Below are 14,323 nucleotides of genomic sequence, written 5' to 3' on the forward strand. Positions count from 1 at the left end.
CACATAAAACCACCTTGTCCAGACGCATTTACCGACTTGTGTTCTCGCGGTACGCCGTTTATACAATCGGCCCATGCGCAGGCATCTTTATCCTCCTCAAACATGACAAAAAGACGGGAGGATCCTTCCTATATTCGTAACATCGGCAAGCAGAGGTCATCCGTGGAGCAAGAAGCCTGGCAGGTATTGATAGTCGAGGACGACCAGCGTCTGGCCGATCTGACCCGCGAATACCTGCAAGCCAATGGATTGCGCGTGGAGATCGAAGGCAACGGCGCGCTGGCGGCGGCGCGGATCATCAAGGAACAACCCGATCTGGTGATCCTCGACCTGATGCTCCCCGGCGAAGATGGCCTGAGCATCTGCCGCAAGGTGCGCGACCGCTACGACGGGCCGATCCTGATGCTCACCGCACGCACTGACGACGCTGACCAGATTCTCGGCCTCGACCTTGGTGCCGATGACTACGTGTGCAAGCCGGTGCGTCCACGCCTGTTGCTGGCGCGCATCCAGGCGTTGTTGCGGCGCAGCGATGCCAGCGAGCCGGCTCCCGGCAATCCGCGTCGCCTGCAATTCGGCCCGCTGGTGGTGGACAACGCCCTGCGCGAGGCCTGGCTGAGCGACAACGGCATCGAGCTGACCAGCGCCGAATTCGATCTGCTGTGGCTATTGGTGTCCAATGCCGGGCGCATCCTGTCCCGGGAAGAAATCTTCACCGCGTTGCGCGGCATCGGCTACGACGGCCAGGATCGTTCGATCGACGTGCGTATCTCGCGCATCCGCCCCAAGATTGGCGATGACCCCGACCATCCACGCCTGATCAAGACCATCCGCAGCAAAGGCTATCTGTTCGTCCCTGAAGCCTGCGTGGTTCTGCCGTTGTGAACTCGATTTTCCTGCGTATCTACGGCGGCATGTGCGCCGCGCTGATCCTGGTGGCGTTGCTCGGCGCACTGGCGCTGAACCTGCTCAATCAGGTGCGCAGCGAGCAATACCGCGAACGCCTGGCCCACGGCACGTTCTCGCTGATGGCCGACAATCTGCAAGGTCTCAACGAAACCGAGCGCCATCGCGCCTTGCTGCTGTGGGAACGTCTGCTCGGCATTCCGCTGGCGCTGAAAACCTTCGCCGAAACCGATCTCGACCTCACCCAGCGTACTCGCGTGCAGCGCGGACAAGCGCTGGTGGAACAGACCGGCCCGCATGCGGCCAAGGTCTATCGGCTGGTCAGTGACAAGGAGCAACTGGTGCTGACCGGCGAGGTGCAGCAGATCAGTGAGCAACTGGCCCGGGCGACGATTTATCTGTTGGCCGATGAACTGGTGCGGGTTCCCGTGAGCGAGCAACCCAGGCGTCTGGCGCAACTAAAGGAAGAGAAGGGGTTCGGTTTCGATTTGCGCCTGGTCACGGTCGACGAAGCCGATATGGACGAAGACCAGAGCCGGCGTGTCTCCGAAGGCGATACGGTGATGGCGCTGGGCAAGGGCGGCGATTCGATCCGTGTGTTCGCCGGGATGGTCGGCACGCCCTGGGTGCTGGAAATCGGTCCGTTGTATCAGATGAATCCGTATCCGCCGGAATGGCTGGTGCTGATCGCCGCATTGGGGCTGACGCTGATCGGCCTGATCGTTTACCTGTTGGTGCGTCAGCTCGAGCGGCGCTTGCGGGGCCTCGAAGCGGCGGCCACCCGGATTGCCCGAGGCAGTCTGGAAACCCGCGTGCCGGCCCGGGGCGCCGACTCGGTGGGCAAGCTGGCGGCGGCATTCAATCGCATGGCCGAGCACTTGCAGCAATTGCTGGCGATCCAGCGCGAACTGGTGCGCGCGGTGTCCCACGAGTTGCGCACGCCGGTGGCGCGTCTGCGTTTCGGTCTGGAAATGATCGGCTCGGCCACTACCCCGCAAGCGCTGGAGAAGTACCGCGAAGGCATGGATCACGACATCGAGGACCTCGATAAGCTGGTGGACGAAATGCTCACCTATGCGCGGCTGGAGCAGGGCTCGCCGGCGCTGACGTTCCAGCGCATCGACCTCGATGCGCTGATCAATCAGGTGATCGAGGAACTGGCGCCGTTGCGGGCGGGGATTACCGTGCAGCGCGGCCTGTGTCTGTCGGCGGCCGATTGCGATGACGCCTGGGTCGAGGCTGAGCCGCGCTACCTGCACCGCGCCTTGCAGAATCTGGTGAGCAACGCCATGCGTCACGCGGCGTCGAAGGTCACGGTCAGTTATCAGGTCGGGCAGATGCGCTGTCGGGTCGATGTCGAGGACGACGGCCCCGGTGTGCCGGAGTCGGCATGGGAGAAGATCTTCACGCCGTTCCTGCGCCTGGATGACAGCCGGACACGGGCCTCCGGGGGGCACGGGTTGGGCTTGTCGATCGTGCGGCGGATCATCTATTGGCACGACGGCCGCGCACTGATCGGCAAGAGCAAAAGCCTGGGCGGGGCGTGTTTCAGCCTGAGCTGGCCGAGGAATCAGGAGCGGCGCTGAGCTTCAGGCCCTGATGCTGACCAGGCTCAACAACTGCCCATCCTGCACCGCGAACTGCGCCTCCAGCTCCGTGCCGTTGCGCCACTCGCTGGACAGGTCCATCAGCAACCGCAGCCGCACTTCACCTTGTTCATTCCACTCCAGCACTTCGGCATGCTCGAAGTAGAAGCGCTGCTGCACGATCGGATACAGCGCCTTGAACAGGCTTTCCTTCACCGAAAACGTCAGGGTCACCAGCAACGCCAGTTGATCCCGCGAGCCGGCCGCCATGCGCTGCATTTCCGGCGGGGTCAGAATTTCCCCGGCCAGGCGCTCGGCCCGCTCCGGGTTGAGCAGGTTTTCCAGGTCCATGCCCAGGCCACGCCAGTGTTGCTTGTGGGCGACAATCGCCGCCGCGCGCCCGGTGCTGTGGGTGATCGAACCGCTGATGTGCGCCGGCCAGATCGGCGCGCGATCCTCACCGATCGCCGGCACCACGAAGGAGCCGTCCAGTTGTTGCAGCGCGGCTCTGGCGCAGAGGCGTCCGGCGAGAAACTCTGCCTGCCGCTTGGCCACCGAGCGCTGGATGCTCGGCGGCGGCTCGATGGCGCTGCGGCGAAAGTCATCGCCCAGCAATTGCGACGGATCGAAGTGGGTGCTCAGCAACACCGTGTCGGGCAATACCGTCGGCAAGGGCCAGTGGGCATCGAGTGGGGTGCAGCAGGCGGGGAGGAGAGGGCTGGCGTTCATGTCGGGCATTTTGCCGGGTTGCCGTCAGGCTGGATAGTGCGCAGACGCTGATCGCTCCTGCGCGCTCCTGCGCGCTCCTGCGCGCTCGTGGGAGCGATCAGCGTCGAGGCTCAGCCAAAGAGCTTCTTGAAGAACGCCTGCATGTCCGCCCAGGATTTTTCATCGGCGGCCTTGTTGTAGCCGATGTCCGGCCCGCCATGTTCGCCGTGGCTCAGGCGGTCGGCGTCAGGATTGCTGAAACCGTGCTTGGCGCCGTCGAGACTGACGAACGTGTAGTCGGCGCCCGCCTTGTCCATTTCTGCCTTGAACGCGGCAACGTTGTCCGGGGTGACCATGCTGTCCAGGGCGCCGTGCTCGACGAGGATTTTTGCTTTCACGCTGCCAGGTGTCGCAGGCGTCTTGGTCGCCAGCGCGCCATGGAAACTCACCACGCCGGCCAGCGGCTCACCCTGACGCGCCGCGTTCAGTACCACGCCACCGCCGAAGCAATAACCGATGGCGGCCAGTTTGCCAGTGTCGGTCTGCGGTTGTTTCTTCAGCAGGTCCAGTCCGGCCTGAAAGCGCTTGCTGGCGGCGTCCGCATTTTGGGTGGCCGCTTGCATGAACGCCATCGCATCCTGCGGATGCTCGGTGTTCTTGCCCTCGCCGTACATGTCGATGGCCAGGGCGCTGTAGCCGAGTGCGGCGAGATCGCGGGCGCGACGCTTGGCGTAATCGTTCAACCCCCACCATTCGTGAACCACCACGATGCCGGGGCGCGCGCCTTTGATCGCGTCGTCGTAGGCGTAGTAGCCGATGAGCCGGGTGCCGTCGGCGCTCTGGTAAGGGATTTCCTGGGTCTTGATCGCCGCCTGGGCGAGGCTGCCGGCGAACAGCAGGGTGAGGGCGAGGAACAGGCGCATGATCGGTTCTCCTGACAATAAATAGTCAAAACAGCCTAGTTCATTTGATTCAGCTCAGGTTCAGAGAGCGTTCAGGGGAGGTACAGGGGGGGCTCAGTAACCTTGCGCCATACCCGAAGAGCACAACTGAGGAAGACTCAATGACTCGTTTGAACAAGCTGCTGCTGGCTTTCACCATGATGGGCGCAAGCCTCGCCGCCCACGCCGACACCTCGTCCAACTTCGCCGGATTGAGTTTCGGCCAGACCAGTGACAAGGTGAAAAAATCCAATCCGCTGAACGATAATCTGGGCCACCCTGACGCCGGTGCGGTGATCGACGGCAACAACACCTACGGCGTGCGCGTCGGTCAGCAGAACAGCCAGGGTCGCTACTACGCCACCTACGACAATGTGTCCGGCTCGCACAATGGCATTAAACTGCGCCAGGAAAACCTGCTGGGCAGCTACGATCTGTTCTACCCGGTGGGCGGCAGCACTAAATTGTTCGGTGGCGCCACGGCCGGTCTGACCAAGCTGAGCCAGACTTCGCCGGGCTTCAGCCATGACAGCGACATCGGTTACGCGATCGGCGGCCAGTTCGGTGTGTTGCAGCAAGTCTCGCAGAACACCTCGGTGGAACTGGGTTACCGTTACCTGCGCAGCAACGCCAGCACCGAGATGAGCGAGCGCGGCGGCAGCAAGCAGGGCTCGCTGGATCTGGACAGCAGCGCCCAGACGTACCTGTCGGCCAACTACAGTTTCTAAGCGAAGCAAATGTGGGCCACGTAAGACCTGCGGGAGCGGGCTTGCTCGTGAAAGCGATCGATCAGTCGACAACCTCATCGACTGGTCAGCGCCTTCGCGGGCAAGTCCGTTTCCACGGATGTGTTGTTGAGGATTTTGATTTGTCCGGGAGAGTGTCATGAAGCTGTTGGTCGTCGAAGACGAAGCGTTGTTGCGCCATCACCTGCAAACCCGCCTGACGGAGAGCGGCCATGTGGTCGAGTCCGTGGCCAATGCCGAAGAAGCGCTGTACCAGACCGGGCAGTTCAACTTTGACCTGGCGGTGATCGACCTCGGCCTGCCGGGCATGGGCGGGCTCGACCTGATTCGTCAGTTGCGCTCGGGCGGCAAGACGTTCCCGATCCTGATCCTCACCGCGCGCGGCAACTGGCAGGACAAGGTCGAAGGCCTGGCCGCCGGTGCTGACGATTACGTGGTCAAGCCGTTCCAGTTCGAAGAACTCGAAGCGCGGCTCAATGCCTTGCTGCGCCGCTCCAGCGGTTTCACCCAGTCGACCATCGTGGCCGGCCCTTTGTTGCTCGACCTCAACCGCAAGCAGGCGACCCTCGATGAACAGCCGCTGGCGCTGACCGCCTACGAATACCGGATCCTCGAATACCTGATGCGCCACCATCAGCAGGTGGTGCCCAAGGATCGTCTGATGGAGCAGCTGTATCCGGATGACGACGAGCGCGATCCGAACGTGATTGAAGTGCTGGTCGGCCGCCTGCGCCGCAAGCTCGAAGGTCCGGCCGGGTTCAAGCCGATCGACACCGTGCGCGGCCTCGGCTACCTGTTCAATGAGCGCTGCACTTGATCCGCTCCCTTCGCGTCCGTCTGATGCTCGCCGCCACCACGTTGGCGGTGTTGTTCATGCTCGCCTTGCTTCCGGCGATGCAGGGTGCGTTCAGTCTGGCGTTGCAGGACTCGATCGAACAGCGGCTGGCCTCGGACGTCACCACGCTGATCTCTGCCGCGCGCATCGATAACGGTCGGCTGGTGATGCCGACGCAGTTGCCGGACGAGCGCTTCAACCTCGCCGACTTCCGCCTGCTCGGCTACATCTATGACCGCGAAGGTCACCTGGTCTGGCGCTCGAAAGCGACCCAGGAAGAGCAGATCAACTACAAGCCGCGTTACGACGGGATGGGCAACGAGTTCGCGCGGATCCGCGAGGCCAGCGGCCAGGAATTCTTCGTCTATGACGTCGAGGTCAAGCTGCTCGGCGGCAAGAGTGCGGCGTTCAGCATCGTCGCCCTGCAACCGGTGCGCGAGTACGAAACCACCCTCGAAGGCCTGCGGGAAAACCTCTACCTGGGCTTCGGCGCCGCGCTGCTGGTGCTGCTCGCATTGCTGTGGATCGGCCTGACCTGGGGTCTCAAGGCGCTACGCCGGCTCAGTCAGGAACTCGACGAAATCGAAAGCGGCACCCTCGAAAGTCTCAGTGAACAGCATCCGCGCGAACTGTTGCGCCTGACCGGCTCGCTCAACCGCCTGCTGCAAAGCGAACGTCAGCAGCGCAGTCGCTACCGCGACTCTCTCGACGATCTGGCTCACAGCCTGAAGACCCCGCTGGCGGTGCTGCAAGGGGTCAGCGAAGACATGGCCCAGCGTCCCGAGGACCGCGATCAGGCCTGGGTGCTGCAAACCCAGATCGAACGCATGAGCCAGCAGATCAGCTACCAGCTACAGCGTGCCAGCCTGCGCAAAAGCGGTCTGGTCCGCCATCAGGTGCGCCTGCAACCGGTGTTGAAAAGCCTGTGCGACACCCTGGACAAGGTCTACCGCGACAAGCATGTGCGCGTGGCATTCGATCTGCCGGAGCATTGTTATGTGCCGATCGAGCAGGGGGCCTTGCTGGAGATGATGGGCAACCTGCTGGAAAACGCCTATCGCCTGTGCCTTGGCGAAGTGCGCATCAGCGTGCGCGAAAGTCTCGCCGGGGTCGAGTTGTGCGTCGAGGATGACGGGCCGGGCGTGCCACCGGATCAGCGTGCGCGGATTCTTGAGCGGGGTGAGCGTCTGGATCGCCAGCATCCGGGGCAGGGGATTGGCCTGGCGGTGGTCAAGGACATCATCGAGAGCTACAGCGCGAAATTGACGCTGGGGGATTCGCCGATGGGCGGGGCAGCGTTCAGGATTCATTTTCCGGCGGTGTGAAAAACGGCCCTCACCCCAGTCCTCTCCCTCCGGGCGGTCCGACGTTTCGGGAGGGCCAGGGTGAGGGGCCTTTGATCTTGAGCAGTCTTACATCTCCTGCGCCCGATAAGCCCCCGGTGTCAGCCCCGTCCATTTCTTGAACGCCCGGTGAAACGCCGAGGGTTCGGAAAACCCCAGTTGCTCGGCAATCTGTTGCAACGACAGATCCGCCCGCCCCAGGTGATAAATCGCGATATCGCGCCGCAACTGATCCTTCAATTCCTGAAAACTGGTGCCTTCCTCCCGCAGATGCCGGCGCAGCGTTTGCGGGCTGATGTGCAGGTGCGCCGCCACTGATTCCAGGTCCGGCCAGCGCGCGCTGTCGCGACTGAGCAAACGGCGCAGGCGGCTGCTCAGGCTGTCGCCATCGTCCGGACGCGACAGCAGGTCGGCCGGGGAGCGTTCGAGGAAATGCTTGAGGGTGCGTTCGTCCTGCAACAGCGGCATCGACAGATAGCGACTGTGGAACAGCAGGCTGCTGTGCGCCGTGGAAAACGCCAGCGGACAGGGGAACAACAGATCGTATTCGGCACCGTGCTCCGGGCGCGGGTAACTGAAGGTCGCCTGCTCCAGGCGAATCCGCTGGCCGATCAGCCAACTGCCCAGGCGGTGCCAGATCACCAGCAGGCTCTCGGTAAGAAAGTGATCCGGATCCCACAATTGCGAATCATCGAGGCTCAGGCGCACCCATTCGTCTTCGCGGCTGAGGGTCAGGCGCGGGGCCTCGGGGAATAGGCTATAAAACAATAAGCCGCGTTGCAGAGCCTTTTCCAGATTGCGGCAGTGAATGATGGCGTGGCACATCATGGCAAAGCAGCCGGGTTTGCTCGGCGCGTCGCCGAAGCCCAGGTACTCGTCGTCCAGCGCCAGCCACAGGCCCTGGATCAGTTGGGTGAACTGTTCCGGGGTGATCCGTGCGCGCGGTTCGTCGAGCAATTCCGGGCTGATACCCAGTTGCGACAGCAGGCCCGAATGATCGAAACCTTTGCGCCGGGCGCCACCGAGGGCGGCACGGGCGAAATGACTGGCAATGGTGCGTTCGCGCATAAGCGGCAAATCCTTCTTCTGGCGGCGGATGGTAGCTGGCGGCTGAAGAATGCAACAAGGCGGATTTCCGCCAAATTGTAGGACGAGAGAGAGCGGGTTGGCGGAAATCCGCCACACTTGAATGACCGGAGGGTGACACCGAAAAACCTCTCATCCCTGATATCAAAAGGCTTGCAGCGAAATGCGCCAAACTGGCACGCGGTTTGCGATACAAGCGACAGAAGCGTGCGCCGAGCCGGTCCGGAAAGCGTCGCTCGACACAACAAATCCCTCCAGTGCAGGAGGGTTCGCAATTCAAGTGTCGTGTTCAACAGATGGATGTTGCCCGCGAGACTCTTGAGGAAACTTGCAATGACGACTCGTCAGCCACTGTACAAATCCCTGTATTTCCAGGTGATCGTCGCAATCTGTATCGGTATTGCGCTCGGCCACTACTACCCGCAGTTCGGTGTGGCCGTAAAGCCACTGGGTGACGGGTTCATCAAACTGATCAAAATGATCATCGCCCCGATCATCTTCTGTACTGTAGTCAGCGGCATCGCCGGCATGCAGAACATGAAGTCTGTCGGCAAGACCGGCGGTTATGCACTTCTGTACTTTGAAATCGTTTCGACCATCGCTCTGCTGGTCGGCCTGATCGTGGTCAACATCGTGCAGCCGGGCAACGGCATGCACATCGACGTCAGCACTCTGGACGCCTCGAAAGTCGCCACCTACGTGGCACAGGGCGCTGACCAGAGCGTTGTCGGCTTCCTGCTCAACGTGATCCCGACCACCATCGTCGGTGCGTTCGCCACCGGTGACATCCTGCAAGTGCTGATGTTCTCGGTGATCTTCGGCTTCGCCCTGCATCGCCTGGGTGCCTACGGCAAGCCGATCCTGGACTTCATCGATCGCTTCGCCCACGTGATGTTCAACATCATCAACATGATCATGAAGCTCGCGCCAATCGGTGCCTTCGGTGCGATGGCGTTCACCATCGGTGCCTACGGCGTCGGCTCGCTGGTGCAGTTGGGTCAACTGATGATCTGCTTCTACATCACTTGCCTGGCGTTCATCCTGATCGTGCTCGGCGGTATCGCTCGCATGCACGGCTTCAGCGTACTGAAGATGATTCGCTACATCCGTGAAGAGCTGCTGATCGTACTCGGCACGTCCTCGTCGGAATCGGTACTGCCGCGCATGCTGATCAAGATGGAGCGTCTGGGCGCGAAGAAATCGGTAGTGGGTCTGGTGATCCCGACCGGTTACTCGTTCAACCTCGACGGTACTGCGATCTACCTGACCATGGCGGCCGTGTTCATTGCCCAGGCAACCGACACCCACATGGACATCACCCATCAGATCACGCTGCTGGTGGTGTTGCTGCTGTCCTCCAAAGGCGCTGCCGGTGTGACCGGTTCGGGCTTCATCGTGCTGGCGGCCACGCTGTCGGCCGTCGGTCACCTGCCGGTGGCCGGTCTGGCGCTGATCCTGGGTATCGACCGTTTCATGTCCGAAGCCCGTGCCCTGACCAACCTGGTCGGCAACGCCGTTGCGACCATCGTAGTTGCCAAGTGGGTCAAGGAGCTGGACACCGACGTGCTGAACACCGAGCTGGCCTCGGGTGGTCGCGGTATCATCGATACCCGTCCTGAAGACGATCTGGGTGTGGCCGAAGGCCCAACCCCGAGCAACGTCAAGTAAGCCTCGCTTGCCTGGAAAAACCCGCTTCGGCGGGTTTTTTCTTGCCCGCGATTTGAGCGCAACGGTCACTGCCGCTGACACATCCGGTGATTGCTGCATGGGCCGGCGCTGCCTAGGCTGCAAGCATCGTTCACGGAGATCGCCCATGTCCGCACCGCTGGCCTCACTGAAGATTCTGGATTTCTCGACCCTGCTGCCTGGGCCGTTCGCCTCGTTGTTGCTGGCGGACATGGGCGCCGAGGTGTTGCGTATCGAATCGCCGACCCGCCTCGATCTGTTGCGGGTGCTGCCACCCCACGACCGGGGCGTGTCGGCCAGCCACGCCTGGCTGAACCGCAACAAGCGCAGCCTGGCGCTGGACCTCAAGCAGCCCGAGGCGCTGGAGGTGGTCAAGTCGTTGCTGGCGGACTACGACATCGTCCTGGAACAGTTCCGCCCCGGCGTGATGGAGCGGCTGGGGTTGGGTTATGAGGCGCTGAAGGCGGTCAATCCGAAACTGATCTACGTGTCGATCACCGGGTACGGCCAGACCGGGCCGTACAAGGATCGCGCCGGGCATGACCTCAACTATCTGGCGCTGGCCGGGCTCGCCAGTCACACCGGTCGCGCCGACAGCGGGCCGCTGCCGCTGGGCGTGCAGGTGGCGGATGTCGCCGGTGGTTCGCTGCACGGGGTCATTGGTCTGCTGGCGGCGGTGATCGCCCGCCAGCAGAGCGGGCAGGGCACCCATCTGGACGTGAGCATGACCGACTGCGCGTTCAGCCTGAATGCCATGGCGGGCGCCGGGTATCTGGCCTGCGGCGAGGAGCCGGGCCGGGAGGAACAGATGCTCAACGGTGGCAGTTTCTACGACTATTACCGCTCCCGCGACGGGCGCTGGATGTCGGTGGGCAGCCTGGAGCCGGTCTTCATGCAGCAACTGTGCGCGGCGCTGGGCCGCCCGGAGCTGGCGGCGCAGGGCCTGTCACCCAGGCCTGAGCAGCAACGGGCGCTGAAGGAGGCCTTGAAGGTCGAGTTCGAGAAACACGACTTTGCCGAACTGTGTGAGCTGTTCGCCGGGGTCGACGCGTGTGTCGAGCCGGTGCTGAGTCTGGGCGAGGCGGTGCGCCATCCCCAGTTGCAGGCGCGGGAACTGGTGGCCCAGGTGCCGCGCGGGGATGGATCGACGCAGGCGCAGATCGCGTGTCCGCTGAAATTCTCTGAAGCATTGCCGGCGCCCCGGCATGTCGGGGCGGCGCTGGGGCAGCATACGGATCAGGTGTTGGGGGAGTTGGGGTTCAGTGCCGCGCGGATTGCGCAGTTGCGGGAGGGCGGGGTGATTGTTTAGTGCCGTCTCCGGCTACTCGACCCGCATCTCCCCGCTGAACACCAGCGTATGGCGACAGCGCCGGCACAAATACCGTCGTCCCTGTCGCACCAGGCTGTGCCGCTGCGCCGAAAACGGAAAATCACTGTCGGCGCACGGGCATTTATAGATATAGCGGGTCACGCTGCGGCGTTTGACTTCATAGGTGTGGCAGCGATCCGGCGGCAGCTCATAGACACCGCGCATGATCAGTTGCCATTCCTCGCCATGGGGCTGGATACGGTCGCCGAACAGCTGATGGGCGATCAGATGCGCGACTTCGTGGGCCACGGTCTGTTTGAGGAAATGTTCGGTGTTTTCCCGGTACAGCTGCGGGTTGAAGCGCAGCAGGTTCTCGTGCAGATGCGCGACCCCGGCTTTTTGCCCACGCAGCTTGAGGCTCACGACAGGGCGTTTGAAAGGACGTTTGAAAAAGGATTCAGCGAGTTGGTAACAATCTTCGACGCGGGTATTGAGTTGCTCGGGCATGCTTGATGGATCTCCAGAGGCGTCGAGTATGCCGCAACCCTGGGGGCTTGCGAATCGCTGAACTGCCGAATGGTCGTCGACAGTCGTTGTGATACGAGAAGGCCGCCTCGCGGCGGCCTGTATTGGCAGATCTTATAGTTCTCGCGGGGGAATCAGTTCAATTGGTATACACCGGGCCGACGCCCAGCCCCCAGACAATCACGGTGAATGCCATGATGGCCACCAGCACCACCAGGCCCACCGCCAGCACCGAGCTGGAGAACAGGAAGCCCTCGTCCGACGGAATGTTCATGAAGGTCGGCAGCCCCACGTACAGCAGGTACACCGTGTAGCAGATGGCCGCCGTGCCGACGATCATCCCCAGCCACATATGCGGATACAGCGCCGCCAGCCCACCGACGAACAGCGGTGTCGCGGTGTAGGTGGCAAACGCGACGCAACGGGCCAGGCTCGGGTTGGCGTCATAGGTGCGGGCCATCCAGTGGACGAAGGCCCCCATGACCGCGACCCCGCCGAGCATCGCCAGATACGACATGACGGTCATCCAGATCGCGCTTTCCACGGTCAGCATCACCGGGGCGCGACTGCCGATCACCCAGCCGACCTGAGTCGTGCCGATGAACGCCGAAACCGCCGGAATCGCCGCCAGAATCAGCGTGTGCGTCAGGTACATGTGGCTGATGCTTTCCTCTTGGTCGCCACGGATTTCTTTCCATTCCTGGTCGGGGTGGGTGAAAAGTCCCACTACGTGATGGATCATGCCAGTCACTCCTCTTGTTATTGCCATCGCCCCCCAGCGGAGCGCCTACGGGCCAAGGTGGCCGAGCAAATACAGGTCTTCAGATGTGTGCGACCTTAAGTCGCAGTATAGAAAGGTCTTACCCGTACAGGTGATAGGGGCTTAGAGCAAATCGCGCTGTAAACACGGTGCGTAATCGCCTCGGGGTCTGTACGAAACGGATTTTCCAGCGGCGACAACCTGTGGCCACAAGGCCGGGGTTTTTGCGTAAAATGCCCGCCTTTCGTCACACCTCACGGATTTCGCGTCATGGGCACTCTCACGGTCAACCAGAACAAACTGCAGAAACGCTTGCGTCGCCTGGCCGGCGAAGCGGTCGCTGACTTCAACATGATCGAAGACGGCGACAAGGTCATGGTCTGCCTGTCCGGCGGCAAGGACAGCTACACCATGCTCGATGTGCTGATGCACCTGCAGAAGGTTGCGCCGATCAAGTTCGAGATCGTCGCCGTGAACATGGACCAGAAACAGCCGGGCTTCCCCGAGCATGTGCTGCCGGCCTATCTGAAAGAGCTGGGCATCGAGTACCACATCGTTGAGAAAGACACGTACTCAGTGGTCAAGGAGCTGATTCCTGAAGGCAAGACCACCTGCTCGCTGTGCTCGCGCCTGCGTCGCGGCACGCTGTACACCTTCGCCGACGAAATCGGCGCGACCAAAATGGCCCTCGGTCATCACCGCGACGACATCGTCGAGACGTTTTTCCTCAACATGTTCTTCAACGGCACCCTCAAGGCCATGCCGCCGAAGCTGCGCGCCGACGACGGTCGCAACGTGGTGATCCGTCCGCTGGCGTACTGCAACGAGAAGGACATCCAGGCCTATTCGGACTTCAAGGCCTTCCCGATCATCCCGTGCAACCTCTGCGGTTCGCAGGAAAACCTGCAGCGCCAGGTGGTCAAGGAAATGCTCCAGGACTGGGACCGCAAGACCCCGGGCCGCACCGAAAGCATCTTCCGCAGCCTGCAGAACGTGGTGCCGTCGCAACTGGCCGACCGCAACCTGTTCGACTTCACCAGCCTCAAGATCGACGAAACCGCTGCCTCGCGCTTCGTCAATGTGGTCAATCTCTGACCGGTTTTTCCGGGAGCGGGCCAAACCGCTCCCACGAGGTCTTCATTTCAATCCTCAGGAGAGGGCATGCGCGATTACAAATGGCTGCACGAATACTGTCTGAACCGTTTCGGTTCGGCGGCTGAACTGGAAGCCCATCTGCCCGTTCCCAAGACTCCCGCGCAATTACGCAAGATCAGCGACGACCGCTACCTCTCGACCATGGCCCTGCGGGTGTTTCGCGCCGGGCTCAAGCACAGCCTGGTGGACGCCAAGTGGCCGGCCTTCGAGGAAGTGTTCTTCAAGTTCGATCCGGAAAAAGTCGTGCTGATGAGCGCCGAACACCTTGAGCGCCTGATGCAGGACGCGCGGATCATCCGCCACCTGGGCAAGCTCAAGAGCGTGCCGCGCAATGCGCAGTTCATCCTCGACGTCGAGAAGGAGAAGGGCAGTTTCGGCGCGTTGCTCGCCGACTGGCCGGTGACCGACATCGTCGGTCTGTGGACGTACCTGAAAAAGCACGGTCATCAATTGGGCGGCTTGTCGGCGCCACGGTTTTTGCGGATGGTCGGCAAGGACACCTTCGTGCCGAGCTATGACGTGGTCGCGGCACTGAACGCGCAGAAGATCGTCGACAAGGTGCCGAGCAGTCTGCGCGATCTGGCGACGGTGCAGAACGCGTTCAACCAGTGGCATGAAGAAAGCGGCGGTCGGCCGATGAGCCAGATTTCGATGATGCTGGCGTATACCGTCAATCATTGAGACCGCAGGGCAGCTTTCACGGGCAAGCCCGCTCCCACAGCCGATCCAGTGTGGGA

At 62.1% G+C, this 14,323-nt stretch carries 14 protein-coding genes; 9 read left to right on the forward strand and 5 right to left on the reverse strand.

From position 1 onward, the window contains the following. Positions 1-162: 162 nt before the first annotated feature. Entirely contained in the window at positions 163-885 is a 723-nt protein-coding gene (locus N8H74_RS12020; protein ID WP_217834358.1) for a response regulator, read from the forward strand. Next, positions 882-2,492 (forward strand): ATP-binding protein, encoded by a 1,611-nt coding sequence (locus N8H74_RS12025; RefSeq protein WP_262147778.1) that lies wholly within the window; start codon positions 882-884, stop codon positions 2,490-2,492. The genes N8H74_RS12020 and N8H74_RS12025 overlap by 4 nt, the downstream gene beginning before the upstream one ends. A 3-nt stretch (positions 2,493-2,495) precedes the next feature. On the opposite strand, the gene N8H74_RS12030 is transcribed toward N8H74_RS12025, so the two are convergent. Both N8H74_RS12030 and N8H74_RS12035 read right to left on the reverse strand, forming a co-directional pair. Continuing rightward, on the reverse strand, positions 2,496-3,221 hold the full coding sequence (locus tag N8H74_RS12030) for a 4'-phosphopantetheinyl transferase superfamily protein (RefSeq protein WP_262147780.1): 726 nt from the start codon (positions 3,219-3,221) through the stop codon (positions 2,496-2,498). 110 nt (positions 3,222-3,331) lie between these two features. Continuing rightward, the gene (locus N8H74_RS12035) at positions 3,332-4,123 is read right to left on the reverse strand and encodes a dienelactone hydrolase family protein (protein ID WP_262147782.1); all 792 of its coding nucleotides are present in this window, start codon (positions 4,121-4,123) and stop codon (positions 3,332-3,334) included. Positions 4,124-4,263: 140 nt separating this feature from the next. Between N8H74_RS12035 and N8H74_RS12040 the strand changes: the two genes are divergently transcribed. The 3 genes from N8H74_RS12040 to N8H74_RS12050 all read left to right on the forward strand — a co-directional run bounded on the left by N8H74_RS12040 (position 4,264) and on the right by N8H74_RS12050 (position 7,047). Beyond that, positions 4,264-4,869, forward strand: a complete 606-nt coding sequence (locus N8H74_RS12040) for a porin family protein (protein ID WP_217834354.1) — start codon at positions 4,264-4,266, stop codon at positions 4,867-4,869. A 157-nt stretch (positions 4,870-5,026) separates the two neighbouring features. Continuing rightward, on the forward strand, positions 5,027-5,704 hold the full coding sequence (locus N8H74_RS12045; protein WP_007957754.1) for a response regulator transcription factor: 678 nt from the start codon (positions 5,027-5,029) through the stop codon (positions 5,702-5,704). Beyond that, complete coding sequence (locus tag N8H74_RS12050; RefSeq protein WP_217834353.1) at positions 5,701-7,047, forward strand: ATP-binding protein; 1,347 nt, start codon at positions 5,701-5,703, stop codon at positions 7,045-7,047. Before N8H74_RS12045 ends, N8H74_RS12050 begins: the two co-directional genes overlap by 4 nt. Before the next feature lie 87 nt (positions 7,048-7,134). Here N8H74_RS12050 and N8H74_RS12055 read toward each other — a convergent pair whose 3' ends face one another. Then, the gene (locus tag N8H74_RS12055; RefSeq protein ID WP_262147785.1) at positions 7,135-8,133 is read right to left on the reverse strand and encodes an AraC family transcriptional regulator; all 999 of its coding nucleotides are present in this window, start codon (positions 8,131-8,133) and stop codon (positions 7,135-7,137) included. 351 nt (positions 8,134-8,484) lie between these two features. Between N8H74_RS12055 and N8H74_RS12060 the strand changes: the two genes are divergently transcribed. Together N8H74_RS12060 and N8H74_RS12065 are read left to right on the forward strand one after the other, a co-directional pair. Then, positions 8,485-9,819, forward strand: coding sequence for a dicarboxylate/amino acid:cation symporter (locus N8H74_RS12060; RefSeq protein ID WP_262147787.1), 1,335 nt, complete (start codon positions 8,485-8,487; stop codon positions 9,817-9,819). A 145-nt stretch (positions 9,820-9,964) separates the two neighbouring features. Next, positions 9,965-11,146, forward strand: coding sequence for a CaiB/BaiF CoA-transferase family protein (locus N8H74_RS12065; protein WP_262147789.1), 1,182 nt, complete (start codon positions 9,965-9,967; stop codon positions 11,144-11,146). A gap of 12 nt (positions 11,147-11,158) precedes the next feature. Here N8H74_RS12065 and N8H74_RS12070 read toward each other — a convergent pair whose 3' ends face one another. Together N8H74_RS12070 and N8H74_RS12075 are read right to left on the reverse strand one after the other, a co-directional pair. Next, a complete protein-coding gene (locus tag N8H74_RS12070; RefSeq protein WP_262147791.1) occupies positions 11,159-11,653 on the reverse strand; it encodes a SprT family zinc-dependent metalloprotease in 495 nt (164 codons plus the stop codon). Positions 11,654-11,810: 157 nt separating this feature from the next. Next, positions 11,811-12,413: a Yip1 family protein gene (locus tag N8H74_RS12075; RefSeq protein WP_003227189.1), complete on the reverse strand. Its 603-nt coding sequence runs from the start codon at positions 12,411-12,413 to the stop codon at positions 11,811-11,813. A 288-nt stretch (positions 12,414-12,701) separates the two neighbouring features. Between N8H74_RS12075 and ttcA the strand changes: the two genes are divergently transcribed. Both ttcA and N8H74_RS12085 read left to right on the forward strand, forming a co-directional pair. Beyond that, positions 12,702-13,526, forward strand: coding sequence for a tRNA 2-thiocytidine(32) synthetase TtcA (ttcA, locus tag N8H74_RS12080; RefSeq protein WP_217834348.1), 825 nt, complete (start codon positions 12,702-12,704; stop codon positions 13,524-13,526). A gap of 66 nt (positions 13,527-13,592) precedes the next feature. Next, positions 13,593-14,267: a DNA-3-methyladenine glycosylase I gene (locus tag N8H74_RS12085; protein ID WP_085683575.1), complete on the forward strand. Its 675-nt coding sequence runs from the start codon at positions 13,593-13,595 to the stop codon at positions 14,265-14,267. Positions 14,268-14,323: the final 56 nt, after the last annotated feature.

It is taken from the genome of Pseudomonas sp. B2M1-30 (genome assembly GCF_025447575.1).
In the GTDB taxonomy this organism is placed as follows: Bacteria; Pseudomonadota; Gammaproteobacteria; order Pseudomonadales; family Pseudomonadaceae; genus Aquipseudomonas; species Aquipseudomonas botevensis.

Bases quoted from the DNA above. Each gene is read 5' to 3' on its own strand.
- N8H74_RS12030 (WP_262147780.1), bottom strand. From the start codon at position 3,221: ATGAACGCCAGCCCTCTCCTCCCCGCCTGCTGCACCCCACTCGATGCC.
- N8H74_RS12035 (WP_262147782.1), bottom strand. From the start codon at position 4,123: ATGCGCCTGTTCCTCGCCCTCACCCTGCTGTTCGCCGGCAGCCTCGCC.
- N8H74_RS12040 (WP_217834354.1), top strand. From the start codon at position 4,264: ATGACTCGTTTGAACAAGCTGCTGCTGGCTTTCACCATGATGGGCGCA.
- N8H74_RS12045 (WP_007957754.1), top strand. From the start codon at position 5,027: ATGAAGCTGTTGGTCGTCGAAGACGAAGCGTTGTTGCGCCATCACCTG.
- N8H74_RS12055 (WP_262147785.1), bottom strand. From the start codon at position 8,133: ATGCGCGAACGCACCATTGCCAGTCATTTCGCCCGTGCCGCCCTCGGT.
- N8H74_RS12060 (WP_262147787.1), top strand. From the start codon at position 8,485: ATGACGACTCGTCAGCCACTGTACAAATCCCTGTATTTCCAGGTGATC.
- N8H74_RS12065 (WP_262147789.1), top strand. From the start codon at position 9,965: ATGTCCGCACCGCTGGCCTCACTGAAGATTCTGGATTTCTCGACCCTG.
- N8H74_RS12070 (WP_262147791.1), bottom strand. From the start codon at position 11,653: ATGCCCGAGCAACTCAATACCCGCGTCGAAGATTGTTACCAACTCGCT.
- N8H74_RS12075 (WP_003227189.1), bottom strand. From the start codon at position 12,413: ATGATCCATCACGTAGTGGGACTTTTCACCCACCCCGACCAGGAATGG.
- ttcA (WP_217834348.1), top strand. From the start codon at position 12,702: ATGGGCACTCTCACGGTCAACCAGAACAAACTGCAGAAACGCTTGCGT.
- N8H74_RS12085 (WP_085683575.1), top strand. From the start codon at position 13,593: ATGCGCGATTACAAATGGCTGCACGAATACTGTCTGAACCGTTTCGGT.